23 protein-coding genes, 2 tRNA genes and 1 pseudogene are annotated in these 24346 nt (G+C 67.1%); 12 read left to right on the top strand and 14 right to left on the bottom strand.

Annotation, left to right across the window (positions count from 1 at the left end):
- The first annotated feature begins 30 nt into the window (after positions 1 to 30).
- Both FHG66_RS08795 and FHG66_RS08790 read left to right on the top strand, forming a co-directional pair.
- On the top strand, positions 31 to 486 hold the full coding sequence (locus FHG66_RS08795) for an Lrp/AsnC family transcriptional regulator (protein ID WP_139076381.1): 456 nt from the start codon (positions 31 to 33) through the stop codon (positions 484 to 486).
- Positions 483 to 932: an Lrp/AsnC family transcriptional regulator gene (locus tag FHG66_RS08790; RefSeq protein WP_139076380.1), complete on the top strand. Its 450-nt coding sequence runs from the start codon at positions 483 to 485 to the stop codon at positions 930 to 932. The genes FHG66_RS08795 and FHG66_RS08790 overlap by 4 nt, the downstream gene beginning before the upstream one ends.
- Here the strand turns inward: FHG66_RS08790 and FHG66_RS08785 are convergent.
- Both FHG66_RS08785 and FHG66_RS08780 read right to left on the bottom strand, forming a co-directional pair.
- Positions 929 to 2101 carry an FAD-dependent monooxygenase gene (locus tag FHG66_RS08785; protein WP_139076379.1) on the bottom strand — a complete coding sequence of 391 codons (1173 nt, stop codon included), beginning with the start codon at positions 2099 to 2101 and terminating at the stop codon, positions 929 to 931. The genes FHG66_RS08790 and FHG66_RS08785 overlap by 4 nt on opposite strands.
- Positions 2102 to 2140: 39 nt before the next feature.
- Positions 2141 to 2785 carry a pyrimidine 5'-nucleotidase gene (locus FHG66_RS08780; protein ID WP_139076378.1) on the bottom strand — a complete coding sequence of 215 codons (645 nt, stop codon included), beginning with the start codon at positions 2783 to 2785 and terminating at the stop codon, positions 2141 to 2143.
- An 81-nt stretch (positions 2786 to 2866) separates the two neighbouring features.
- Between FHG66_RS08780 and FHG66_RS08775 the strand changes: the two genes are divergently transcribed.
- Positions 2867 to 3517: a GntR family transcriptional regulator gene (locus FHG66_RS08775; RefSeq protein WP_139076377.1), complete on the top strand. Its 651-nt coding sequence runs from the start codon at positions 2867 to 2869 to the stop codon at positions 3515 to 3517.
- Here the strand turns inward: FHG66_RS08775 and FHG66_RS08770 are convergent.
- Positions 3480 to 5255, bottom strand: coding sequence for a glycosyltransferase (locus FHG66_RS08770; RefSeq protein WP_139076376.1), 1776 nt, complete (start codon positions 5253 to 5255; stop codon positions 3480 to 3482). The two genes, FHG66_RS08775 and FHG66_RS08770, sit on opposite strands and share 38 nt — an antisense overlap.
- A 72-nt stretch (positions 5256 to 5327) precedes the next feature.
- Positions 5328 to 6497 (bottom strand): glutamine-hydrolyzing carbamoyl-phosphate synthase small subunit, encoded by a 1170-nt coding sequence (carA, locus tag FHG66_RS08765; protein WP_139076375.1) that lies wholly within the window; start codon positions 6495 to 6497, stop codon positions 5328 to 5330.
- A 124-nt stretch (positions 6498 to 6621) separates the two neighbouring features.
- Between carA and FHG66_RS08760 the strand changes: the two genes are divergently transcribed.
- Entirely contained in the window at positions 6622 to 7080 is a 459-nt protein-coding gene (locus FHG66_RS08760) for a GatB/YqeY domain-containing protein (protein ID WP_139076374.1), read from the top strand.
- Positions 7081 to 7137: 57 nt separating this feature from the next.
- Positions 7138 to 7326: a DUF3008 family protein gene (locus FHG66_RS08755; RefSeq protein WP_139076373.1), complete on the top strand. Its 189-nt coding sequence runs from the start codon at positions 7138 to 7140 to the stop codon at positions 7324 to 7326.
- On the opposite strand, the gene FHG66_RS08750 is transcribed toward FHG66_RS08755, so the two are convergent.
- The 3 genes from FHG66_RS08750 to lipB all read right to left on the bottom strand — a co-directional run bounded on the left by FHG66_RS08750 (position 7323) and on the right by lipB (position 10684).
- The gene (locus tag FHG66_RS08750) at positions 7323 to 7829 is read right to left on the bottom strand and encodes a DUF2244 domain-containing protein (RefSeq protein ID WP_139076372.1); all 507 of its coding nucleotides are present in this window, start codon (positions 7827 to 7829) and stop codon (positions 7323 to 7325) included. The genes FHG66_RS08755 and FHG66_RS08750 overlap by 4 nt on opposite strands.
- Positions 7830 to 8013: 184 nt before the next feature.
- Positions 8014 to 9690, bottom strand: a complete 1677-nt coding sequence (ctaD, locus tag FHG66_RS08745; protein WP_139076371.1) for a cytochrome c oxidase subunit I — start codon at positions 9688 to 9690, stop codon at positions 8014 to 8016.
- A 337-nt stretch (positions 9691 to 10027) separates the two neighbouring features.
- Entirely contained in the window at positions 10028 to 10684 is a 657-nt protein-coding gene (gene lipB, locus FHG66_RS08740; RefSeq protein WP_139076370.1) for a lipoyl(octanoyl) transferase LipB, read from the bottom strand.
- 112 nt (positions 10685 to 10796) lie between these two features.
- Between lipB and FHG66_RS08735 the strand changes: the two genes are divergently transcribed.
- The 5 genes from FHG66_RS08735 to FHG66_RS08715 all read left to right on the top strand — a co-directional run bounded on the left by FHG66_RS08735 (position 10797) and on the right by FHG66_RS08715 (position 15930).
- Positions 10797 to 10883, top strand: a tRNA-Leu gene (locus tag FHG66_RS08735).
- 283 nt (positions 10884 to 11166) lie between these two features.
- Positions 11167 to 12270: an ABC transporter ATP-binding protein gene (locus FHG66_RS08730; RefSeq protein ID WP_139076369.1), complete on the top strand. Its 1104-nt coding sequence runs from the start codon at positions 11167 to 11169 to the stop codon at positions 12268 to 12270.
- A gap of 28 nt (positions 12271 to 12298) precedes the next feature.
- Positions 12299 to 13444, top strand: a complete 1146-nt coding sequence (locus tag FHG66_RS08725) for an extracellular solute-binding protein (protein ID WP_139076368.1) — start codon at positions 12299 to 12301, stop codon at positions 13442 to 13444.
- Between the two features lie 58 nt (positions 13445 to 13502).
- Complete coding sequence (locus FHG66_RS08720; RefSeq protein ID WP_425471719.1) at positions 13503 to 15074, top strand: ABC transporter permease; 1572 nt, start codon at positions 13503 to 13505, stop codon at positions 15072 to 15074.
- Between the two features lie 4 nt (positions 15075 to 15078).
- Positions 15079 to 15930, top strand: coding sequence for an ABC transporter permease (locus tag FHG66_RS08715; RefSeq protein ID WP_139076367.1), 852 nt, complete (start codon positions 15079 to 15081; stop codon positions 15928 to 15930).
- A gap of 10 nt (positions 15931 to 15940) precedes the next feature.
- Here FHG66_RS08715 and FHG66_RS08710 read toward each other — a convergent pair whose 3' ends face one another.
- The 7 genes and pseudogenes from FHG66_RS08710 to FHG66_RS08680 all read right to left on the bottom strand — a co-directional run bounded on the left by FHG66_RS08710 (position 15941) and on the right by FHG66_RS08680 (position 22504).
- On the bottom strand, positions 15941 to 16870 hold the full coding sequence (locus tag FHG66_RS08710; protein WP_139076366.1) for an AEC family transporter: 930 nt from the start codon (positions 16868 to 16870) through the stop codon (positions 15941 to 15943).
- The gene (locus tag FHG66_RS08705) at positions 16867 to 17661 is read right to left on the bottom strand and encodes an MBL fold metallo-hydrolase (protein WP_139076365.1); all 795 of its coding nucleotides are present in this window, start codon (positions 17659 to 17661) and stop codon (positions 16867 to 16869) included. The genes FHG66_RS08710 and FHG66_RS08705 overlap by 4 nt, the downstream gene beginning before the upstream one ends.
- The gene (locus FHG66_RS08700) at positions 17658 to 18476 is read right to left on the bottom strand and encodes a TatD family hydrolase (protein WP_139076364.1); all 819 of its coding nucleotides are present in this window, start codon (positions 18474 to 18476) and stop codon (positions 17658 to 17660) included. The genes FHG66_RS08705 and FHG66_RS08700 overlap by 4 nt, the downstream gene beginning before the upstream one ends.
- 10 nt (positions 18477 to 18486) lie before the next feature.
- A complete protein-coding gene (locus tag FHG66_RS08695) occupies positions 18487 to 19593 on the bottom strand; it encodes a DNA polymerase III subunit delta' (protein ID WP_139076363.1) in 1107 nt (368 codons plus the stop codon).
- 329 nt (positions 19594 to 19922) lie between these two features.
- A pseudogene (gene tmk / locus FHG66_RS08690) lies at positions 19923 to 20405 on the bottom strand (dTMP kinase); the annotation flags it as partial.
- A complete protein-coding gene (locus tag FHG66_RS08685; RefSeq protein ID WP_139076362.1) occupies positions 20395 to 21702 on the bottom strand; it encodes a D-alanyl-D-alanine carboxypeptidase family protein in 1308 nt (435 codons plus the stop codon). The gene FHG66_RS08685 and the pseudogene tmk, both read right to left, overlap by 11 nt.
- A gap of 16 nt (positions 21703 to 21718) precedes the next feature.
- Entirely contained in the window at positions 21719 to 22504 is a 786-nt protein-coding gene (locus tag FHG66_RS08680; RefSeq protein WP_246082523.1) for an SPOR domain-containing protein, read from the bottom strand.
- Between the two features lie 224 nt (positions 22505 to 22728).
- Between FHG66_RS08680 and FHG66_RS08675 the strand changes: the two genes are divergently transcribed.
- A tRNA-Ser gene (locus FHG66_RS08675) sits at positions 22729 to 22818 on the top strand.
- Between the two features lie 403 nt (positions 22819 to 23221).
- Positions 23222 to 24276 (top strand): IS630 family transposase gene (locus tag FHG66_RS08670; protein WP_139076361.1). Its coding sequence is split into 2 segments (ribosomal slippage): positions 23222 to 23696 and positions 23696 to 24276, totalling 1056 coding nucleotides; the frame shifts between segments, so codons are not numbered across the junction.
- The last annotated feature ends 70 nt before the right edge of the window (positions 24277 to 24346 follow it).

The following is a 24346-nucleotide window of genomic DNA, read 5'->3' as shown; positions in this document are numbered from 1 at the left end:
TGCACAAGATCATGCCGTACTGATAGGATCATGCTTGATGACCTTGACCGGCGCCTCCTTCGTCTTCTTCAGGAAGAACCCGCCCGACCCGTCCCCGAACTGGCGCAGGCCGCTGGCCTCACGCCGGGGCGAGCGGCGCGGCGGCTTGATCGGCTGCGTGAGACGGGCGTCCTCAAGGGGCAGGAGACGGTGATCGATTGGCGAAGGTTGGGCTACACGGTCCATGTTTCCCTTCGCGTGACGCTCGACAAGGGCGCGCCGCGCGCCTTCGAGGACTTCCTAGCAGCCGCCCGCGAGGTGCCCGAGGTAGTGGAGATCCAGACCTTTCTGGGACAGGTGGATGTGAGGCTGTCGTTGATCGCCCGCGACCTTGCCCATTACCGCGCGATCTACCGGGACCGCATCCTGACGCTGCCGCGCATCAGCGACATCGAGGCCCTGATGACCCTGTCGGTCGTCCACGACAACCAAGCGCTTCCGCTGTGACCGACCTCGACGACACCGACCGCGCGATCCTGCGGGCGCTCCAGCAGGACGCGACGCTGGAAGCATCGGCGCTGGGCCGCCGCGTAGGCCTGTCCCAGCCTGCCGCGTGGCGGCGCGTCCGGCGGCTCAGGGACGAGGGGGTGATCGTGGGCCGCAGGCTCGTGCTGGACCGCGAGGCGCTGGGCTTTGGCGTGACGGTGTTCCTGGGCGTGAAACTCGCCGCCCGGGCGCGGCTGGAGGAGTTCGAGCGTGCCGTGACCGCCATCCGCGAGGTGCAGACGGTGGAGCATGTGCTGGGCCTTTATGACTACCGCCTGCGCGTGGTGGCCCGCGACATCGCGGACTTCGAGCGCGTGCTTCGCCGGCGCATCACGGCGCTGCCGGGTGTCGGGACCATCGAGGCCAACGTGCTGCTGAGCGAGGAGCGGCGGCCCGGTCCCCTTTAGCGCCCCATCCCGAGACCCAGCCGCATCAGGGCGTGACGCACGGGCCTCACGTCATGCATGGCCCGCAGGCCCAAGGCCCGCAGGGGCCCGAGCCCGCCACGTGACACGCGGTTCAGCGCGTCGATGCCGAAGGCCCGCAGGCGTATGTCGGGCTCCCGCGTGCGTTCGTAGGCGGAAAGCCAGGAGTCGCTCCCGATCTCTCCGGGCCGGGCGCTGGCAAGATCCAGCAGCGTGCGGAGGTCGCCCAGGGACATGTTGAGCCCCTGTGCCCCTATGGGTGGCACCACATGGGCGGCTTCGGCCATCAGAGCCGTGCGCCGGGCGGTCAGGCGATCGGCGACCTGCGTGACGATGGGCCAGACCTGACGTCCCCCGACCGGCGCGAGCGACCCCATGACCCCGGCCGAGCGCGCGTTAACGGCGGCGGTGAACTCCTCCTCTGGAAGATCCTTCAGGCGCAGGGCCTCGGCGCCGTCCGTCATCCAGACGACGGCCGAACAGGGTTGGCCCTGCTGATCCGGCAGCGGCACCAATGTGAAAGGACCACCCGAGGCGTGGACCTCGGTCGAGACGCCATGATGCGGCTCGTCGTGGGTGACAGCAAAGACCAGCGCCTTCTGCCCGTAGCGGGTCGTCCGCACCCCGATGCCGCAGGCCCGCCGCACGGCCGAGTCGCGCCCGTCCGCCCCGATCAGGAGGCGGGCCGCTACCCGCCGTCCGTCCGACAATGTGGCTGTGACCTCGTCCATCTGGGCCACCCGACCCGCGAACCCGGTACCCCGCAGCAGCGTGACGTTGGGCATTCCGGCCAGCCGCTCGGCCAGGGCATGCTTGAGAACCCGGTTCGGGATGTTCCAGCCGAAGGGCTGATCCCCCAGGTCGTTCGCGTCGAAGTCACGCCGCACCGGGGTGCCGCGGGCATCCACGATGCGCATCACCCGGAGCGGCGTCGTTTCCGAGGCGAGAGGGTCCCAAAGACCTGAACGCTCCAGGAGGGCGCGGGCCGGCGACAGGATCGCGGTAGTACGGAGGTCGGCGTCGGGGCCGTCGGGCGCCTCGGCCGGTGCCGGGTCCACGCAGGTCACCCGAAGGCCAAGGCTCCCGAACCCTGCGGCGGCAGCCAGTCCTGCCGTGCCGCCGCCGGCGATGAGGATGTCGGTGCTGTCCATGACCCTCAGATAGGCCGCCCCGGTCCGCTCGGAAAGACCTCAGACGAGGCGGGCCAGGAACGCCGACAGGTCGTCCGTGTGGTGGTGGATATGGTCCTGGGGCCCGATGTCAGGGCCGACGAGGACCGTCTTCATTCCCATGAGATGGGGCACCGTGAGGTTGCGGGGATCGTCCTCGAACATCGCGCCCTCGGCGGGGGAAAGGCCGTCAAGCGCAAAGACCGCCTCGAAGGCGGCTTGCTCGGGTTTGGGGAGGTAGCCCGCATGCTCCACGCCATAGACGGCATCGAAGACCCCTGTCAGGCCACGCGCCGCCAGGACCTTGGCCGCGTAGGCGCCGTCACCGTTGGTGAAGACGATCCTGCGACCGGGCAGGGCGGCGATGCGGGATGCGAGCAAGGGGTCGGGTTGGAGCGACGAGAAGTCTATGTCGTGCACATCCGCAAGGTAGGGCTTGGGATCGAGTTCGTGCTCGGCCATCAGCCCGGCCAGGGTGGTGCCGTAAAGCGCCCAGTAGTCCGCGCGGAGCCGGTCGGCTTCGGCCTCGGTCAGGTCCAGGGTCCGGGCGACGAACGCCGTCATCCGCGCCTCGATCTGCGCGAAAAGTCGGGCGGACGGCGGATAAAGGGTGTTGTCCAGGTCGAAGACCCAGGCACGGACATGGGCAAAGGATGCAGCGACCATGCATCGAACCCTAAGAAGATTGGTGGCCGGCTGCAACCGCGCCCGCTTGAACCCCGGCAGGGGGAGCGTAACATCCCTGGCATGAGCGATCCCAAGACCCAGCGCGACGCCTATGCCCTCATCCTGGAGGCGATCGACTCCGGCATATACAAGCCCGGCGACCGCCTCGTGGAAAGCGAATTGGCCGACCGGTTCGGCGTGTCGCGCACCCCGATCCGCGAGGCGCTGCAGCGGATGGAGACGCAATCGCTTCTGGCCCGCGACGGGCGGTCGCTGATCGTCTCCTCGCTCGACCACAATCAACTGGCCGAGCTTTACGTCGTCCGGGGGGAGTTGGAGGGGCTGGCCGCACGGCTGGCTGCCAAGCACGCCACTCGCGAGGAGGTGCGGGTGCTGCGCGACATGCTGGAGGCCGACCGGGGGCTGGTGAGCGATCCGCAGGCCCTGAGCCGGGCCAACCGCCGCTTCCACCGGCAGATCCATCTGGCGTCGCACAACCGCTTTCTCGTGCAGCAGCTCGACCTCGTGCACCGGTCGATGGCCCTTCTGGCCTCCACCTCGCTATCCGTCGAAGGGCGGTCCAAGGGCACCCTTGAGGAGCATGAGGCGATCGTCCGGGCCATCGAGGCCGGCGATGGCGAGGCCGCCGACGCCGCCCTGCGGGAGCATATCTCCCGCGCCTTTATGACCCGGCTCAGGCTGGATGCGGCGAAAGTGCAGGCGGCGGAGTGAGATCCTGGGCCTCGGCCGGAAGATGGTCGATGCCATGGGCTGTCTTGTCCCAGTGGAAAGGGCAGCGCGCCAGTTCCCACAGGGCCTTGTAGATGGCCAGGGTGGCCAGCGGGAAATAGACCATCAGGGTGACTCCCCAGACGGCGAGGTGCCCCTTGCCCGCCCGCCGCGCTCCGACCCAAGCGAAGGCGATGTCGAGGGCCTGCGCCGACAGGAACAGAATGGACAGGCCGACCATCAGCCCGGGAGGCAGGAGCGGCGCCAGCGGATGCGACAGACCCAGCGGCACCAGCCAGAAGCTCCAGAGCAACGGCGCCAGGGCGAACTGGAGCAGGGTGCCCAAGAACATGATCTGGAAGCCCCAGAAGCGGCGCGGTCCCAACTCGTGCCACAGTCGGACCGGGTCGCGCATGTGGACGGCCCAGGTCACGGCATAGCCCTTGAGCCAGCGCGAGCGCTGCTTGACCCAGGGCCAGGCACGGGCGTTGGCCTCTTCCTGCGTGGCGATGGCGATCATCTCGGTCCGGTAGCCGTGGCGCGCCAGGCGGATGCCGAGGTCGGCGTCCTCGGTCACATTGTGGGCGTCCCAGCCACCCACGGCTTCCAACGCCTCGCGTCGCAGGAACAGGGTTGTGCCACCCAGGGGCAAGGCAAGGCCCAGGCGTTCGAGGCCGGGCAGCAGCACGCGGAACCACGAGGCGTATTCCAGGGTGAAACAGCGCGCGATCCAGTTCCGGTCGCAGTTGAAGTAATCGAGCGCCCCCTGGAGGCAGGCGGTCCCGGAGCCCCGGCGGGCAAAGACCTCGGCCACGCGGCGCAGGTGGTCCGGGGCGGGGGCGTCCTCGGCGTCGTAGATGCCGATCAGGCTCCCCCGGGCAAAGTTCAGGGCATAGTTCAGCGCCCGCGGCTTGGTTCGCAGGGTGCCTTCCGGCACGACGACGATCTGTGCATGGGGAGGCAGGCGCGCTGCGCCCAAGGCCGCATGCGTGAGCTGGTCGTCATCCTCGACCACGAGGCAAAGGTCCAGGAGGTCCCGCGGGTAGTCCAGCGCCTCCATCCGGCGCAGAAGCGTCCCGGCGATCTCGCGCTCGCGGTAGAGCGGCACAAGAACCGAGACGACGGGGAGGCGGGCGGGCACGACGCTTGCTCCGTCGTCGTGACGGTCACGGCGCAAGGTGACCGCCACGGCGGCGATCTTGAGGAGGACCGAGGAAAGGAGGCTCAGGACTGCCAAGGCCGCAGGGCTCGCCAGGACCGCCAGAGGAGCCAAAGCTGACAAGGCCGCGAGCCCGATGCTTGCGGCGAGCGCCCATCGCAGCAGACGGGCGCCAGGCAGGGTGCGGCAACTGGCTGAACCAGGCAGGCGCTGCTCGGCGCGAAGGGCGAGGGGTTGCCCGACGGCCCGGTGCAGCGCCGCCGATAGAGAGGCGGGCTCGGCCCGCGCCAGCTGCACCGGACCCAAGGCGGCCTCAAGGCGAGGAAGGTGGCGTCTGGAGGCGAATGGGTCGGCGCATAGCACAACCGCCACCTGGGCCAGCCGTCGCCAGGGCAGCAGGCCCTCGGTCATGGCCAGGACGGGATCGAGACGGCTCACCAGGTCCGCATCGGGAGGCAGGGCACGCGGATCGACCAGCCGAAGTTCTTCGGCCGGTGCTCGCAGGACCGGACGTGATCTCGAAGTCGGTAGGCCGAAATTGTTCGGCCTGGAGTGACGCGACTGGCGAACGGCCTGGGCCATGAACCTCTCCCTTGTGACAGGGAGAGGATGGGCTATCAGGGTTAAGCCGCCGCTAACCTAGAGAACGCTGCCTTAGGAGCCTGTTGACCGTGATTTCCGATCGGCGATGGCCTTGGCAAAGCGGTCGAACAAATAGGCGCTGTCCTGCGGGCCGGGCGAGGCCTCGGGGTGGTACTGCACGCTGAAGACTGGCCTGTCCGTCATGCGTAGGCCGCAGTTCGAGCCGTCGAACAGGCTCACATGCGTTTCCTTGACGCCCACCGGCAGGGTCTGGCTGTCCACGGTGAAGCCGTGGTTCATCGAGGTGATCTCGACCTTGCCGGTCTCCAGATCCTTGACGGGGTGGTTCGCGCCGTGATGGCCGTGGTTCATCTTGACCGTCTTCGCGCCCAGCGCGAGCGCGAGCATCTGATGCCCCAGGCAGATGCCAAAGACCGGCAGGTCCGATTTCTCCAGCACGCCCTGGATCATCGGCACGGCATATTGGCCGGTAGCAGCCGGGTCGCCGGGGCCGTTGGACAGGAACACGCCATCCGGGTTCAGGGCCAGCACGTCCTCGGCCGTGGCGGTCGCGGGCAGGACCGTCACCTCGGCGCCGACCGACGCCAGCGACCGCAGGATGTTGCGCTTGGCGCCGTAGTCGATGGCGACGACACGGGCAACGGGCGCGGCCTGATGGGCATAGCCCTGGGGCCAGGCCCAGCGCATCTCGTCCCAGCGATAGCTTTGGGCGCAGGTCACGTCCTTGGCAAGATCGAGGCCCACGAGCCCCTTGAACGACCGCGCCTTGGCGACCAGCGCCTCGATGTCGAAGTTGCCGGAGGGGTCATGCGACAGGGCGACATGCGGCGCGCCCTGCTGTCGGATGGCGCGGGTCAGGCGGCGGGTGTCCACGCCGCCCATGCCGATGCGGCCCCGCTTGGCCAGCCAGTCGCCCAGCGACTCGGTCGCGCGCCAGTTCGACGGCTCTGTCGGGTCCCACTTGACCACCATCCCCTCGGCCACAGGGTCGGCGGCCTCGTCGTCCTCGGGGTTGGCGCCGACATTGCCGACATGCGGAAAGGTGAAGGTCACGACCTGACCCGCATAGGAGGGGTCGGTCATGATCTCTTGGTAGCCGGTCATCGCCGTGTTGAAGACCAGTTCGGCCTGGGTCGTGCCGGTGGCGCCAAAGCCGCGGCCATAGAACAGGGTTCCGTCGGCCAAGGCGAGACAGGCGGTCGGGCGCGGCGACTGCGACATGACGGGCTTCCCTTGCTGTGATCCGGCGGACCGTTACGCGCGACCGGCGCGCGGGTCAAGGCAAGCCGATTGCGCCAAGGGGACGCGGCCCCTATGACCCCCGAAACAAGGAAGGAGAGCGGACATGGACCTGCGCGCAAGGATCAACGAGGCGCTCAAGGACGCCATGCGGGCCAAGGCTGCGGACCGCCTTGGAGTGCTGCGGCTCATCAACTCGGCCATCAAGGACCGCGACATCGCGGCCCGGGGTGAAGGCCAGCCGTCGCCCGTGGCGGATGACGGTGTGGTCGCGGTCATGGCCCGGATGGTCAAGCAACGGCAGGAAAGCGCGCGGGCCTATGACGAGGCCGGACGTGCCGATCTGGCCGGCAAGGAGCGTTCCGAGATCGCCGTGATCGAGGAGTTCCTGCCGCGTCAGCTGTCCGAGGCCGAAGCTGAGGCCGCCATCGCCGAGGCTATCGCCGCCGAGGCGGCCACCAGCCTGAAGGACATGGGGCGGGTGATGAATGCCCTCAGGGCGCGGCACGCGGGCGCCATGGACTTTGCCAAGGTCGGCCCGTTGGTCAAGGCGCGCCTCGGGTGACCGGGAACGCAGGCGGGCACAGGACGTTCTTTGGCCGAGCAGCCAGGGAGACCAGCCATGCCCGCCCGTTCCATTGCCCAGCAGCGTGCGGCGGGTGCCGCGCTGTCCGCCAAGCGTGGCGAGATCAAGCCTGAGGATCTTCAGGGAGCCTCGCGGTCGATGTTCGACACCATGACCGAGGATGAACTCGAGGGGCTGGCGTCCACGAGGCATGACGGTCTGCCGGAGCATGTCGAGGGCGACTAGCGCAGCCTGCGAAGCGCCTCCTCGATTTCGGGCCTGAGCCCGAGCCGCTCCTCCTCGCTCAGGAAGGCGCCGATCTCGACGGTGCGGCCCGCGCCCGACAGGGTCAGGTAGTTGGGGACTGGCCCCCCTGTGGTGTGCAGCGCCGTTTTGATCCAGTGAGGGTTGGCTTCCCAGATGCGCGGCGGGCGCCGCGGCTCCTGCCGCGTGAGAAGCACCCGGTCGGGCCAGAGCTGCAACTCCTCCTGCACCTCACCGGTCTTGTAGCTGAACTGGATCGCGACCCAGAGCGCCCCCATCGTCACCACGAGAAAGGGCAGGAGGCCCCAAAGCACCGGCGATCCCAGAACGGTAAGGAGCGGCAAGGACGCCAGCGCCGCCGTTCCGCCGAAGAAGCCCACGAACCCCGTACGCGGCAGCGATCGGTGGGGCCAAAGCCGCAGGCGGGCCACCGGCGGTGGCTGGCCATCGAAGGCAGTGGTCGGATCGGTCCATGTGTAAGGCATCGTGGTGCTCGGGCCTCCGGTCCTGGGGCGCGGGGCGGGCCTGCGACAGTTCGGCCCGCTTCGCGGCAAGCTCGACGTAGCGGCGGCGTGTCGGGGTCAAGCCCACCGCGCAGCTTGTAACGAAAAAGGGGCCCCGGCATCCGCCAGGGCCCCCTTGGTTGCGTCGCGTCCGAGGGGAGCCCCCTTACTCGTGCGCGTGGGTCCGGTTCCAGTCAGAGGGCTTGGGCAGGATCTCGAAGGTATGCTCGGGCGGCGGCGAGGGCAGGGTCCATTCGAGCGTGTCGGCCCATTCGTTCCAGGGGTTCGCCGGAGCGGTCGCCTTTTGCCGCAGCAGCACATAGGCCAGCGCGCCGATGAAGAAGAGGAAGGATGCGAAGGACACGAAGGCGCCGATCGACGACACGTAGTTCCAGGTGGCGAACGCCTCCGGGTAGTCGATGTAGCGGCGCGGCATGCCCTGGCGGCCCAGGAAGTGCTGCGGGAAGAAGGTCAGGTTCGCGCCGACGAACATCAGGGCGAAGTGGGTCCGACCGACCCATTCCGGCATCATCTTGCCCGTGAACTTGGGGAGGTAGAAGTAAAGGCCAGCGAAGATCGCGAAGACCGCGCCCAGCGACATCACATAATGGAAGTGCGCCACCACGTAGTAGGTGTCGTGATAGTAGCGGTCGATGGGGGCCTGGCTCAGCACCACGCCGGTCACGCCGCCGACGGTGAACAGGAAGATGAACCCCATGGCCCAGAGCATGGGCGTCTTGAACTCGATCGAGCCGCCCCACATGGTCGCGATCCAAGAGAAGATCTTGACCCCGGTGGGCACGGCGATGACCATCGTGGCCAGCATGAAGTAGGACTGCTGGGTCAGCGACATGCCCACCGTGTACATGTGGTGCGCCCACACGACGAAGCCGAGCACGCCGATGGCGATCATGGCCCAGACCATCGGCAGGTATCCGAAGATCGGCTTGCGCGAGAACGTGGCGATGACGTGGCTGACGATGCCGAAGCCCGGGATGATGATGATGTACACTTCCGGATGGCCGAAGAACCACAGGATGTGCTGGTAAAGGATCGGGTCGCCCCCGCCTTCGGGCTGGAAGAAGGTCGTGCCGAAGTTGCGGTCCGTGAGCAGCATGGTGATCGCGCCGGCGAGCACGGGCAGGGCCAGAAGGATCAGCCAGGCGGTCACGAAGATCGACCAGGAGAACAGCGGCACCTTGAAGAGCGTCATGCCGGGGGCGCGCATGTTCAGGAAGGTGGTGATCATGTTGATCGCGCCCAGGATCGACGACGCGCCGGACAGGTGCACGGCGAAGATGGCGAGGTCCATGGCCATGCCACCGTCCGAGGTGGAGAGCGGCGGGTAAAGCACCCACCCCACGCCCGCGCCGTTCTGCCCGTCGCCGCCGGGCGAGAGCCAGGACGCCACGCCGAGCGTGGTGCCCGCGACGTACATCCAGAAGCTCAGGTTGTTGAGGCGCGGGAACGCCATGTCCGGAGCGCCGATCTGCAGCGGCATCAGGTAGTTGCCGAAGCCGCCGAACAGCGCCGGGATCACCACGAAGAACATCATGAGCACCCCGTGATAGGTGATCATGACGTTCCACAGGTGACCGTTGGGGGTGCAGCTGGCCGGATCGGAGGCGGGCCAGAACCGCGCCCCTTCCAGGCACATGTACTGCACGCCCGGTTGCATCAGCTCCATCCGCATGTAGACGGTGAACGCCACGGCGATGAAGCCCGCGATCCCCGACACGATCAGATAAAGAAGGCCGATGTCCTTGTGGTTGGTCGACATGAACCAGCGGGCAAAGAAGCCCCGCTCGTCATGATGGTCGTGATGGATGGCAGCGTCGGCCATGGCGGCGGCTCTCCCGAAAGGAATCGTGAGGGCCAACGGTTTTGGCCGGGCCCGTACAACTTGCCTTCTAGTGCGTTCGGGTTTCTCCGACAAGCCGACAGGCGGTCGCAGCATTCACGTCGGCGCGCGCGCAACAAGGGGCGGGAATTGCTCAATGTTCCAGCGCCCCGTCATTCGATGGCGACCGGAACCTTCGAATGCTCTTCATGATGACCGCGGGCATCCTAGCGGGAACGCCAAGGCCCGCTTCGTTCGACACTTCTCCGCAGGTGACGAAGGCAGCCCCAGGGTGCGCGGCACAGTGCCGCAGGGCAGGGGATCTGTTCGCCTTGCCGCCTCAGTTCCCTTGGTCGAAGGTCGTAGCGAACGTCCGTTCCAGGGCCGCGTCGAGGTCGCCCATGCCGACGGGCAGCCCGAGGTCCACCAGGCTCGTCACCCCGTGTTCGCTGATCCCGCAGGGCACGATTCCCCCGAAGTGCTCCAGGTCGGGTTCCACGTTGATGCTCAGGCCATGAAAGCTCACCCAGCGGCGGAGGCGGATGCCGATGGCGGCGATCTTGTCCTCGCGGAGGGAGCCGTCGATGTCGGGGGCCTTGTCGGGCCGCGTGACCCAGATGCCGACCCGACCGGCCCGTCGCTCTCCTTTCAAGCCGAACTCTCCTAGGGCGTCCATGACCCAGCTTTCGAGGTCGCAGACGAATCGTCGTACGTCCCGGCCGCGGCGGTTGACGTCGAGCATCGTGTACACGACGCGCTGGCCCGGGCCGTGATAGGTGTACTGCCCGCCGCGCCGCGCCTCGAAGACCGGGAACCGGGCGGGGTCCCGCAGGTCCTCGGGGCGGGCCGATGTGCCAGCTGTGTAGAGGGGCGGGTGTTCAAGGAGCCAAATCATCTCGGGGGCGTCGCCCCGTGCAATTGCTTCGGCCCGCGCCTCCATGAGGGAAAGCGCCTCGGGATAGGGGACGAGCCCCTCGCTGCGATACCATTCGACCATGGTTCCCAGATGGCCGTTATCGAGGCCGCCGAAAAGCCCCCGAAATCATCCTGGCCCCCCTTGTGGTCCCCCGAAAGGCTCGTTTATACGCCGGCTCACCAAGCCAGGACATGCGGTTGTGGCGGAATTGGTAGACGCGCAGCGTTGAGGTCGCTGTGGGGTAACACCCGTGAAGGTTCGAGTCCTTTCAACCGCACCATTCCCGTAAGGGATGCTCAAAGGCCCGCCCACTGTGGCGGGCCTTGGCGTTTCCCGGGTTTGGGCGGGCGAACGCCTCGGTCTCGGCACCCCACAATCCTACTGGACTGCCTCTGAGCGATTGTATTTCCGCCCACTTCTTGGGCGTCTGCTCAGCTGCTAACATTTCGTTACATCGCGGACGGCCCGAAGCGAGGCGTGTCGGGTTGCCACGGCCACGACCTGTCGTCTAAGCCTTGGGGAACTAGAACGGCCCGGTCTGCCGGCAACAAGGGGGTGTCACATTGGTCCAAGCTTCCAGGGACGCGGCGTTTGTCGAATTCGATCGCGTGCAGAAGAGCTATGACGGCCAGACGCTTGTGGTGAAGGACCTCAATCTTTCCATCCCGAAGGGCGAGTTCCTGACGATGCTGGGGCCGTCTGGGTCCGGGAAGACGACCTGCCTGATGATGCTGGCGGGCTTCGAGACCGCGACGCATGGCGAGATCCGGATATCGGGGCGCAACATCAACGACGTGCCGCCGCACAAGCGCGGCATCGGCATGGTGTTTCAGAACTACGCCCTCTTCCCGCATATGAGCGTGGCCGAGAACCTCGCCTTCCCGCTCGAGGTCCGCAAGATGGACAGGGCCGAGCGTGAGGCCAAGGTCAAGCGCGCCCTCGACATGGTGCAGATGGGCCAGTTCGCCAACCGGCGTCCTGCGCAGCTCTCGGGTGGCCAGCAGCAGCGGATCGCCCTGGCGCGCGCGCTGGTCTTCGAGCCCGAGCTGGTGCTGATGGACGAGCCCCTGGGCGCCCTCGACAAGCAGTTGCGCGAACACATGCAGTTCGAGATCAAGCACATCGCGGACAATCTGGGGATCACGGTGGTCTATGTGACCCACGACCAGACCGAGGCGCTGACCATGTCCGATCGGGTCGCCGTGTTCAACGATGGCCGCATCCAGCAGCTCGCGCCGCCGGACGAGCTTTACGAGGCACCCGTCAACAGCTTCGTCGCGCAGTTCATCGGGGAGAACAACACCCTCGAAGGCATCGTGACCGTCATGGACCAGAATCGCTGCGTGGTGCGCCTGGATTCGGGCGACGAAATCGACGCCAAGCCCGTGAACGTGGCTCGCGTGGGCGACCGGACCAAGGTCTCGATCCGCCCGGAGCGGGTGGAGTTCAACAAGTCCCGCCTCCAGCCCGGCGCCCATACCCTGCGCGCCCGGGTCGAGGAATTCATCTACATGGGCGACATGTTCCGCACGCGGCTGTCGGTGGCCGGCAACGACGAGTTCATCATCAAGTCGCGCAACGCCCCCGACCAGACCCGTCTCCAGCCCGGTCAGGAAATCGAGATCGGCTGGCTGCCCGAGGATTGCCGCGCGCTCGACGCGGCGTGACGAACGACCAATCAGGGAGAACATAAGAATGACGATCACGAAACTGCTGGGTTCGGCTGCGCTGGTGCTGCTGCCCATGGGTGGTGCCGCCTTCGCTCAGGACGCAGCGGCCGAAGAGCTGCCCGCCTGCGAGAACTGCGCCGACTCCATGGTCATCATGTCCTGGGGCGGCGCTTACCAGAATTCGCAGCTCAAGGCCTATGTGGAGCCCTACGCGGCGCTGACCGGCGTGACTGTGACCTGGGACGAATCCTCGAACGAGGCCATCGCCAAGCTCCGCGCCGCGCAGGAAGCGGGCAACATGCCCTTCGACCTCGTGGACGTGGAAGGTCCCGACTCCCAGCGCGCCTGCGACGAGGGTCTGGCTGTCGAGATCGATCATGACGAGGTGCTGGCCCCCGGCTCCGACGGCTCCGAGCCCAGCGCCGACTTTGGCGATTCGATCATCAACGACTGCTACGTGCCGCAGATCTATTTCTCGACCACCTTCGGCTACCGCACCGACGTGGCCGAGTGGAACGGCCAGACCCCGGACGACATCTGCGATGTCTTCGACGTCGAAGCCTTCCCCGGCATGCGCGCGCTTCAGGCCTCGCCCAAGAAGAACCTCGAATGGGCGCTGATCTGCGACGGCGTGGCGGCCGAAGAGGTGTATGACGTCATGGAAGAGGACGGTGGCGTCGAACGCGCGCTCGCCAAGCTCGACACCATCAAGGACAGCGTGATCTGGTGGACCGCCGGGGCCGAGACGCCCCAGCTGCTGGCCGACAAGGAAGTCGTGATGGGATCGACCTACAACGGTCGCCTGTTCTCGGTCATCGCCGAGCAGAACCAGCCGGTCGAGATGCTCTGGGACTACCAGAACTTCGACTTCGACGGCTGGATCGTCCCCGCCGGCCTGTCCGAGGACCGCATGAACCGGACGATGCACTTCCTGCGCTTCGCCACGGACACCCAGCGTCTGGCCGACCAGGCCAAGTACATCGCCTACGGCCCGGCCCGCGCGTCGTCGCAGCCGCTGGTGTCCACCCATGCCGAACTGGGCATCGAGATGGCGCCGCACATGCCGACCAACCCGGACAACATGAAGAACTACCTCGTGAACAACATCGAATGGTGGGCCGACAACCAGGACGAGGTCGAGGCCGCCTTCCAGAACTGGCTCGCCCAGTGATCGACTGAGGCGGGGCCCAGTCGGGCCCCGCCGACCTTTGCCAAGGGGGACGCGGGACATGGCGGATGCGACGATCTCGGGCGGAATGCCCACCGGGCGGGAGGCGCGGCCCGTCACCTCGGGGCCGATGCTGGCCGCGGACGGGACGCCCCTGCGCGCCAGCCTGGCGCGGTCGCTTCGTCGCCAGAAGCTGCGGGCCCTGCTGCTGATCGCGCCGCTTCTCCTGTTCATCCTGGTGACCTTTGTCCTGCCCATCGGGGACATGCTTCTGCGGTCCGTGCAGAACGGCATCGTCGCCGACACGCTGCCCCGCACGGTCGCCGCGCTGAGTCAGGACGCGTCCGAAGTTCCCGGCGAGCCCGTGTTCGACGCCCTCTACACCGACCTTGTCATCGCCGAGGAATACAAGCGGCACACGCAGCTCGGCACGCGTCTCAACTACGAGTCCGGCGGGGCCTCGTCCCTGTTCCGGGGCACGGGGCGTGCGGTGGGCCGGTTCGAGACCAGCATCTACGCCGACCAGCTTCGGGACGCCGACCCAGCCTTCGACGATTCGGCGCAGTGGGCGGCCTGGATGGCCGACCCCGGCAATCGCGACGCCCTGCCTCAGACCGCCGATGCCTATGACGCCTGGGCGACGCTGACCACCGAGGTCCATGGCGACGATCCGGCGGAGGAGGACGTCGGCGACTTCGTCTATGCCGCCCTTTATCGCGACCTCGCAGCCGGCTCGCGGCCCCCGGCCATGCCCGCCGTCGATGTGTCCGGCTTCGAGACCGTGACCGCAAAGGAGCTGTTCATCGACGACGATGACGCCTGGGGCGAACCGGCGATCTGGAACACCCTGCGGGCCTTTGCCCCGCGCGTCACGCCCGGCTACTACCTGAACGCCGTGGACCTGCAAATGACGCCGGACGGCATCGCGCCCCGGGCCGAGGGCGACCGGATCTATGTCCAGCTGTTCATCCGGACGATGGTCATGTCCATGCTCATCACGGCGAGCTGCATCCTGCTGGGCTACCCGGTGGCTTATCTCCTGGCGTCGCTGCCCATGCGATCGGCCAACCTGCTCATGATACTCGTGCTGCTGCCGTTCTGGACGTCCCTCCTTGTGAGGACCTCGGCCTGGAAGGTCCTGCTCCAGCAGCAGGGGGTGATCAACGACCTGCTCGTATGGGTCGGGGTCATCGGAAACGATGGGCGGCTGGTGATGATCAACAACCAGACGGGCACGATCATCGCCATGACCCACATCCTGCTGCCCTTCATGATCCTGCCGCTCTACTCGGTCATGAAAGGCATCCCACCGTCTTTCGTCCGGGCGGCGAAGAGCCTGGGGGCGAACGACTGGACGGCCTTCTGGCGGGTCTACTTCCCGCAGTCGGTCCCGGGCATCGGGGCGGGGTCGATCCTCGTCTTCATCCTGTCCATCGGCTACTACATCACTCCGGAGCTGGTCGGCGGGACCAAGGGCGTCTTCATCTCCAACCGCATCGCCTACCATATCTCGGACAGCCTGAACTGGGGCCTCGCGGCCGCGCTGGGGACCATCCTGCTGGCGATGGTGCTGCTGCTCTATTGGGCCTACGACAAGCTCGTGGGCATCGACAACGTCAAGCTGGGAGGCTGAGCCCATGGCGCTACCGATCTATGCCTCGACGGGCCAGCGTCTTTGGCATTATGCCTTTCGCATCATCTGCGGGCTGATCCTGTTCTACCTGATCGCGCCGCTGCTGGTCATCATCCCGCTCAGCTTCAACGCCCAGGACTTCTTCACCTTCACGCCCGAGATGCTGCGGCTCGATCCGGCGGGCTACTCGCTCGAGCATTACCGCGACTTCTTCACCAACCCGGACTGGCAGGGGCCGCTCTGGAACTCGCTCGCCATCGCGCCGGTGGCGACGCTCATCGCCGTGGCGCTGGGGACGCTGGCGGCGGTGGGGCTGAGCCAGGCGCATGTGCCGTTCAAGGGGGCGATCATGGCGATCCTGATCTCGCCCATGATCGTGCCGCTGATCATCTCGGCGGCGGGGATGTACTTCTTCTACTCCCGCATCGGGCTTCAGGGGACTTATTGGGGCGTGGTGCTGGCGCATGCGGCGCTGGGCATCCCCTTCGTCATCATCACGGTGACAGCGACCCTGGTGGGCTTTGACAAGTCGCTGACGCGGGCCGCCGCGTCGCTGGGGGCCGGACCCGCGCGGACCTTCCGCAAGGTGCAGATGCCTTTGATCCTGCCCGGCGTCGTGTCGGGCGCGCTGTTCGCCTTCATCACCTCGTTCGACGAGGTGGTGGTCGTGCTGTTCATGGGGGCCGCGGGCCAGAAAACGCTGCCCTGGCAGATGTTCATCGGGCTGCGCGAACAGATCTCGCCCACCATCCTGGCCGCCGCGACCGTCCTGATCGCGCTGTCCGTGTTGCTTCTGGGAACCCTGGAACTCCTGCGGCGGCGGAGCGAGCGTCTGCGGGGCCTGACCCCGGTCTGACGTCGGAGGCTCAGGCCAGAAGGGCCAGCCAGACCGCCGCCGTGACGATCGACAACGCCGTGCCGAGAAGCACGCAGGACGCCGCGACCCGCGTCGCGCGTCCATACATCGCGGCGAACAGGTAGGCGTTCGCCCCCGGCGCCATGGCCGCCGTCACCACCACCGACCGGAACTCGTTCTGGGACAGGTTCATCTGCGTTCCCAGGAGCCAGGCGATGCTCGGGTGCAGGATCAGCGACAAGGACAGGGTGAACAGGATCGTGGGCATGTCGCCCTCGATCCGGTAGCGCGCGATGACGCCGCCCAGGCCGAACAAGGCCGAGGGCAGGGCGGCGCGAACCAGCATGTCGAGGCCTTCGTCCACCACCGTCGGGATCGGAAGCCCGGTCAGGTTGACGATCAGCCCCAGCGTGATCCCGATGATCAGGGAGTTGGAGAAGATCGCCCGCAACACCTTGGCCGGGATGGTATGCGGCGGGTGGCCCTTGGCCTTGGCGATCTCCATCGCGGTGATGCCGACCGCGTAGCAGAAGGGTGAATGCACCGCGATGATGGCGAAGTTCGCCTGCGTCGCATCCGCCCCGAAGGCTCTCTCGGTGATCGGCAGGCCGAGGAGAAGCGAGTTCGAGAACAGCGCGATGAAGCCGATGGCTACCGCGTCCTCCCAGTCCCGCTTGAACAGGTGATGGGCGGCCAGCATCCCGATCAGGAAGCAGGTGAAGGACCCGGTGTAGAACGTTCCGACCAGCCGGAGATCGAAGTTCTCCTGCAGGTCGAGCGTCGCGATCGCCTGGAACAGCAGAATGGGGATCGCGAAGCCCTGCGAGAAGCGCATGATCCCGTCGATCCCGGCTTCGGGGATCAGCCGTCGCTTGGCGGCAAAGAACCCCAGGCCAATCACGACGAAAACCGGTAGGATGACGGACAGAAGGATGCTCACGGATCGAAGGCGATCTCGAGCCCGTCATGCGCGGGGATGACGCCGGTGGGCAGCTCCCGAGCCAGGGTCGCATAGTCCAGATCCACATGCATGTTGGTCGTCACCGCGCGGTGCGGCTTGGCCCGTTCGATCCATTCGAGGGCTTGGTCCAGATGGGCATGGGTCGGGTGCGGCTTGTAGCGCAGCGCGTCCACCACGAAGCAGTCGAGATCCATGAGCGTGGGCCAGGCGGCCTCGGGGATCGAGGAAACGTCGGGCAGGTAGGCAAGACCGCCCACCCGGAATCCGAGGGCAGGAATGCTGCCGTGCTCCACGGTGAATGGCTGGAAGGTCAGGGGTCCTCCGGGACCGGAGATCGTGACGGCGCCATCGAGCCGATTCAGGTCACATAAGGGCGGGTAGCCCGATCCGGGTGGCGTTTCGAAGACGTAGTCGAAGCGGAGCATGAGCTCCCGCGCGGTAGGCGCGTCGGCCCAGACCGGCAGGCGGGAGCGCATGTTGAAGACCACCATCCGGAGATCGTCGATGCCATGGACGTGGTCGGCATGGGGATGGGTGTAAAGCACGGCGTCCAGGCTGCCGACCTCGGCCGCGAGGAGCTGCATCCGCAGGTCGGGCGAGGTATCGATCAGAACGCGTGTCATGCCCTTGGGGCCGGTGCGGCTGACCAGCGCCGAGCAGCGGGTGCGAGCGTTGCGAGGATCCCCGGGATCGCAGGCACCCCAGTCGCCGCCCACGCGGGGAACGCCGCCCGACGACCCGCAGCCAAGGATGCGGAAGGTGCCGCTCACGCCGCCGCCCTGGCCCGCGCCGCCTTGGTGAACAGGCGGTCGAAGTTCGCGGAAGTCGCTTTGGCGAAGTCCTCGGGGCTCAGGTCCCACAGATGCGCGACCGCCCGCGCCGTATGGGCGACAAAAGCGGGCTCGTTGCGCCTGCCACGGTGGGGTGGGGGGGCGAGGTAGGGGCTGTCGGTTTCGACCAGGATGCGGTCGACGGAGGCGTGGCGGAAGATGTCGCGCAACTCGCCGCTTTTCGGAAAGGCAGCGATGCCCGACACGGACAGATAAAAGCCCAGGTCCGACGCGGTGCGGGCGAGGTTCTCGCCCGACGAAAAGCAGTGCATCACGCAGGCATAGGGCTTCACCAGGACGCCTTCGGACAGGATGCGGGCCATGTCCTCGTCGGCGTCGCGGGCGTGGATGATGAGCGGCAAGCCCGTCTCCTGCGCGGCCTCGATGTGAATGCGGAGCGATCGCTGCTGCACATCCGCGCTATCGGCGGAGTAGTGGTAGTCGAGGCCGGTTTCCCCGATCCCGACCATGAGGGGATGGCGGGCGATCTGAACGAGTTGGTCCACCGTGGCCATGGGTTCCTCGGCGGCGCTCATGGGATGGGTGCCGGCGGCGTAGAAGACGCCTTCATGCGCTTCGGCTATGGCGCGGACGTTTGATTCCTGCCGCAGGCGGGTGCAGATGGTGACCATCCGCTCCACGCCAGCGGCCTTGGCGCGCGCCACCACGGCGGGAAGATCGCTCACGAGGTCCGGGAAATCGAGGTGGCAGTGGCTGTCCACGAGGCCGGGAAGGGTGATTGCGTCAGGGCTCATCGGGGCCGCCTCAGGCTGCGGCGGCCGTGCGCGCCGTCTGTTCGATCTGGAGGAGCATATCGAGCACCAGCGCGGCAGGGTCAAGGTTGACCGCCTTGCCCTGGCGCGCCCGGGCCGAGGCCAGTGCCTGCCGGTCCGCCCAGGCGCGGGCCGCGAGGTCGTGCGGGGCGAGCCGGGCCAGAAGGGCGGCTTCGCCTGGCGCCGCCTCGGGCGGGGCGGCCAGCAAGCCGGCGCGGGCCGCTCGGGTGAGGAATAGATCGAGAAGGTCGAGCAGCAGGTCAAACCGTCCCTCGGCCCGTCCCGCGCAGGACTCCGCCAGCTTGATCGCTCGGGGGCGGTCCATCCGAGGAAGCCCGGACAGAAGCGCAACCAGATCGCCGTACAGGTCCAGTCCTCCATTAGCCACGAGGCGGACGGCATTGCCGACCGAACCCCCAGCCAGTTCCGCAAGTGCGCCCGGCTGATCCGTGGAAAGTCCGATGGAGGCCATGGCCTGACCGAGATCGGTTGGACTTAGCGGCGACAGGCGCAACGTACGACATCGGGAGCGGATGGTCGGCAGCAGCCGTGCCGGTTGATGCGACACAAGGAGCAGCGTAGTCCGAGCGGGAGGTTCCTCGAGCAGCTTGAGAATGGCGTTCGCCGCATTGGGGTTCAACTCGTCGGCTGCGTCCACGATGACGACCCGTCGTCCGCCATCCGCCGCCGAAAGGCCGAAGAACTCGCGCAGCTTGCGGGCCTCCTCCACGGTGATGACTGACCGGAGATTGCCCCGGTCGTCGAGGCCCCGTCGCAGCACGAACAGCCGGGGATGCGCCCCGGCGCGGATGAGCCGCGAATCCGGATGCTCCGGTGGCAGGCCCAGGGCAGCGGGGAAGGGGGCACCGGGCCGTTGCGCCACCAGGGTCTCTGCCATCCGGTAGGCCAGGGTCGCCTTGCCGACCCCCTCGGGCCCGGTCAGGAGCCAGCCGGAATGGACCTTGCCGGACCTGAGCGCGGTCAGGATATCCGCCTCTGCGCCTTCATGACCGAAAATGGCCTTTGCCTCGCGCGGGTGCGGAGCACCGTCGCGGCGGTCGGGTTCGGGCGCGGGCTCGTCGGCAGGGGCGCGGGCCATCAGGCTGGCTCCAACCGGGCCAGCGCGATCTTGGCCACGTCGGCGGCGACCTCGGACTCAGAGCGGTCACCGTCGATCAGGGCGATGCGGGCGTGATGCTCGCGGGCGAGATCGAGAAATCCTTGGCGAAGCTTTTCCTGGAAGGGTAGCCCGAAGGACTCGAAGCGGCTCTCAGGTTCAGCGTCGATGTCTGTTTGGTGAGCAGCCTTAGCTGAACTTACCGCCTCAGTTGCGGCCTTGTTTGCTCTGCGAGTGAGATCTGACCGGCTATAGCCCTCAAGGACTGGGTCTTCTGTCGCCACAGATGCAGCTAGGTTGGCAAACGAGACTGCCTTTGTCCTTTCTCTGTCGGATAGGCGCATCAAGCTGCGACTCAGAGCCTTTGTAGGCTCCATGTCGATCATGAAGGTGAGGTCAGGCTCCACCCCAATCATCATGTCGTGGAGCCGGTCCACGACTGCGCGCAGGTCGCCGCGCGTGGTGCCCTGATAAAGTCGGGTGGAATCGGCGAAGCGGTCGGTGATGACCACGGCTCCGCGCCGAAGCGCCGGGCGGATGGTCCGCTCCAGATGATCGCGACGGGCGGCGGTGAATAGCAAGATCTCGGTTTCCGCCGACCATCGCTGCCGGTCGCCAGTCAGGACGAGTTGGCGGATCTCCTCGGCCCCGGCGCTCCCGCCCGGTTCGCGGGTGAGGACCACCTCCCGGCCCGTGGCGCGCAGCCGGTCGGCCAGGAGCCGGGCCTGAGTGGACTTGCCGCTTCCGTCGATACCTTCGAAGCTGACGAAAAGGCCAAGGGCCTCATTCGTCATCGGGAAGCGCCTCTCCCCCGTCGGCCTCAGGGTCGGCCGGCCCTGCCGTGGCAGGCTCCGATGCTGCGGCGTCCGGGGCCGGCGCGGTCTGGGGAACGGGCTCTGGCGCGTTCGCTTCCGGCGCGGCCTGGGACAGGACGGGAATGGCGGCCATATTCAGGCCCGCCTTGCCCATCAGCACACCCATGGCCGTCTGCACGCGGGGCATGAAGCCCCCCGTCGGCACGTCGGCTTCGGCCACCAGGGGCAGGCGCATCTCGGGCAGCCCATCCCGGTGCAGGACCAGTTGCGCGATCTCCTGACCCTTGGTGATCGGAGCCGCGACAGGACCCTGGTAGCTCACCGAAGCGTCGATCCCTTCGCCCATGGTGGGCACGAGCACGGACAGGTCGGCGGGCAGGACGAGGCCAACCCGCGGCGCGGCGCCCATCCAGACCTCGGCCTCGGCGATGCGGGTGCCGGCCTCGCCCACGTTGCGCAGGGCGAACTGTCGAAAGGCCCAGTTGATGATCCGCTCGCTCTCGGTGCGCCGGCCTTCCTGCGAGGGCAGGCCCGTGACCACGAAGATGATCCGCCGGTCGCCCTGCACGGCCGATCCGACGAGCCCATAGCCTGCTTCCTCGGTGTGCCCGGTCTTGAGCCCGTCCGCGCCGATCCCCAGTCCCAGGATCGGGTTGCGGTTCTGCGAGTTGGACGGGACGCGACCGTCGAACTCGAACTCCTGCTCGGCGAAGATCGGGTAAAGGTCGGGGAAATCCTCGATCAGGTGTTCGGCCAGGATGCCCAGGTCATGCGCCGACATGACGTGTCCTTCGGCGGGCCAGCCGTTCGAGTTGACGAAATGCGAGTTCGTCATCCCCAGGTCGACCGCGCGCCGGTTCATCAGTTCCGCGAAGCCCGCTTCGGTCCCATCGGGTGACAGCGCCTCGGCCAGAACGACCGTCGCGTCGTTGCCGGACAGGACGATGACCCCCCGCAGCAGATCATGCACCGTAGGGCGGTCCAGCGTGTTGAGGAACATCGACGAGCCGCCGTAGCTCATGGCGTGCTCGGACACCGGGAGGGTGGTCTCCGTGGTGAGGTGGCCGTTCTTGATGGCATCGAACGCCATGTAGATGGTCATGAGCTTGGACATCGACGCCGGCGGAACCGGCTGGTCGGCGTTCTTCTCGAGGAGCACGGTGCCCGTAGTGTCGTCGTACACCCAGGCGGCTCGGGCGGCGGTCTCGAACTCCTGTGCCGACAGCGGCAGGGTGCCTGCGACCAGAAGAGCAAAGGTGGCGAACAGTCGGGTCATCGGGCTCCTCCGGGCATCAGCGTCTCACGAGGTAGGCGTCGGCGAACCCTTCGGCCACCGCTTGATCGAGCAGGGCGGATTGCTCCGCCGCGCTAGAGGCAGGGCCGAGAAGAAGGCGCCGCGCCCCCCGATCCGGTTCCTGCACAAGGCGCACCGGCAGCCCCTTGTCGGACAGTCTGGCGGCGCTGTCCGTGGCGTGGGCTTCCACGTCAAAGGTGCCAAGCTGCACAAAGGGGTTCCGCAGGTCAGACGACACAGAGTTGCTGGAAAGACTCGTGGTGGCGATCTCTTCGGGGGCCGCCGGAGCCACGGCGTCGGCCGCAGGCTCCGGGGCGGCCGATGCCTCCTCCGTGGCTGGTGGGTCGATCCGGCGCAGGGCCACCACGTCCAAGGGTGCCGGCGCTCCGGCCAGCATTCCCAGCGCCTCTGCCGCGTCCGACGACACCTGGAGCGCGGGACCCGGCAGGTCGCGCTCGCGACGGAACAGGGCGCCGACGACGGACTGGCCGTTGGACCGGTTGACGATCCGGACACGCTCCGGATCCGTGACGTCGGGATGCGCGACCCAGATGCCGCCCAGCGAGGGACGGCCATCCCAAAGCCCCGGTTCGCTCACCCGAAACAATTCGGGCGCTTCCACATCGGTCGGGGTGCTGGCAGTGCCCGGCGACCCTTCGTCGGCGCTGGTGACCGGTTGCACGCCCCCCTGCTCCCCGCAGGCCACGAGGGCCATCGCCGCCAGCAAGACCACCATGGTCCTGGACCGCACACCCCAGACCCGCGCTTTCGGATCGCCCGTCATACTCCGCCCCTTGCCTTTGGCTGGCTTGACCAGCCAGGGCCGTTGACCGGCCCTTTCCATCCCTCTCAGGTGCCGCCCGTGTCCACGGTCAGGTTTAACCTGCGCGCGCGACATTAGCCGCCGTCCCGACTCTTGGAAAGCCGAGGCCGTGACAGCACGATCGAAATGCCCGCAACGTGAAGCGGCTTTTCAACCGCTTCGGTCCGTCCTATCAGGGCGCGCGGGGAGGAGTGGCAGAGTGGTCGATTGCTGCGGTCTTGAAAACCGCCGGAGGTGCAAGCCTCCCGTGGGTTCGAATCCCACCTCCTCCGCCAGCCCAGCTATATAAGTAGCTGAATTATATGGAGTATGAGCGATTAACGATGTCGCGGTACCACATTGCCTACCACATTTGAAAGTTGGTGGGATGTAGATGCGGCGGACAATCGCCTAGTGCATCCGGCTGAATCGATTAGTTACTCTGGCCAAGGACGATCGGTAGATGGATTTGGGAAGGCGCTGACCCCCAGCTTTTCTCCTCCAGTCAACCGTGACCAACTTAACTACGAATTAAGGGGTTGGGCGTTCGAATCCTCCCCAGCGCGCCAGAGTTTCCTTTTCGAGCAAGTAGGTAACACCAACGGCCTTGGCCGGTGACTCTGGTTCTCTTCATTGAGCACTGCGTTGGTTGCTCATGTGGGAGCATGGAGGGAGACGGCGATGCCGACGGGCTGAGCAGTGGAGATCACCCGCACCGAGCTGTCCGCGACGGAGCTTTGGCGTGCGGCGGCACGCAGCCGGGACGCTGATGCGGCGCGGCGGATGCTGGTACTTGCGCTGGTGCTGGAGGGCAAGAGCCGCAAGGAGGCGGCTGAGAGCTGCGGCATGGGCCGGCAGACCCTGCGGGACCGGGTGGTTCGCACCAACGCAGAAGGGCTGACAGGCCTGTCCGATCGGGTGCCACCCGGGCCTGCCTTTCGCCTCACGCCGGAGCAGATGGCCGAACCGTCTGAGATCGTCGAGGCGGGTCCTGATCCGGCCGTGGATCATGTGGTGCGCTGGCGGCGGGTGGACCTGCGGCGGGTCATCGCCGCGCGCTGGGGCGTGACGTTCCACGAGCGCACAGTGGGCAAGCTGCTGCACCGGCTGGGCTTTGCCCGGCTGTCGGTTCGGTCCAAGCACGCCAGGAGCGATCCGGCCGCGCAGGCGGAGTGGGGGAAAACTTCAGCCAGCACGTGCAGGCCGCCCTGCCGGAGCAGGCGCAGGGCAAGCCCATCGAGGTGTGGTTTGCCGATGAGACCCGTGTGGGCCAGCAGGGCACGCTCACCCGCCTCTGGGCCCGCAAAGGCACGCGTCCACGGGCGCCGCGGGACTGCCGTTACGCTTGGGCCACCCTCTTCGGTGCGGTCTGCCCCGAGCGGGGCGTGGGTGCGGGGCTTGTCATGCCCTTTGCCGACACCCAGGCCATGACCGCCCATCTCGCCGAGATCAGCGCCGCGGTTGCCCCGGGTACGCATGCCGTCTTGGTGCTCGACGGGGCTGGCTGGCACGCATCAGCCACGTTCAAGGTGCCCGCCACCATCACCCTGCTGCCGGCGCCACACCCCAGCCCCGAGCTCAACCCGGTCGAGAACGTCTGGCAGTATCTCCGCCAGAACTGGCTCAGCCTCCAGGTCTGGGACGACTACCCCGCCATCGTGGAAGCCTGCTGCCAGGCCTGGACCCGCTTCCTAGCCCAGCCCGACATCGTGCGATCCGTTACCACCCGAGCCTGGGCCAGGGTCAATGGCTAGTGGTCTGCCCCCTGAAAAGTGGTCCTCCCTGAAGTAGGCTTTCGGGCCTGAGGAGGACGAAGGAATGCCC

The organism is Rubellimicrobium rubrum, from assembly GCF_006152115.1.
GTDB lineage: Bacteria > Pseudomonadota > Alphaproteobacteria > Rhodobacterales > Rhodobacteraceae > Rubellimicrobium > Rubellimicrobium rubrum.
The sequence above is the reverse complement of the archived record's forward strand: the minus strand, read 5'-3'. Positions and strand labels throughout refer to the sequence as shown.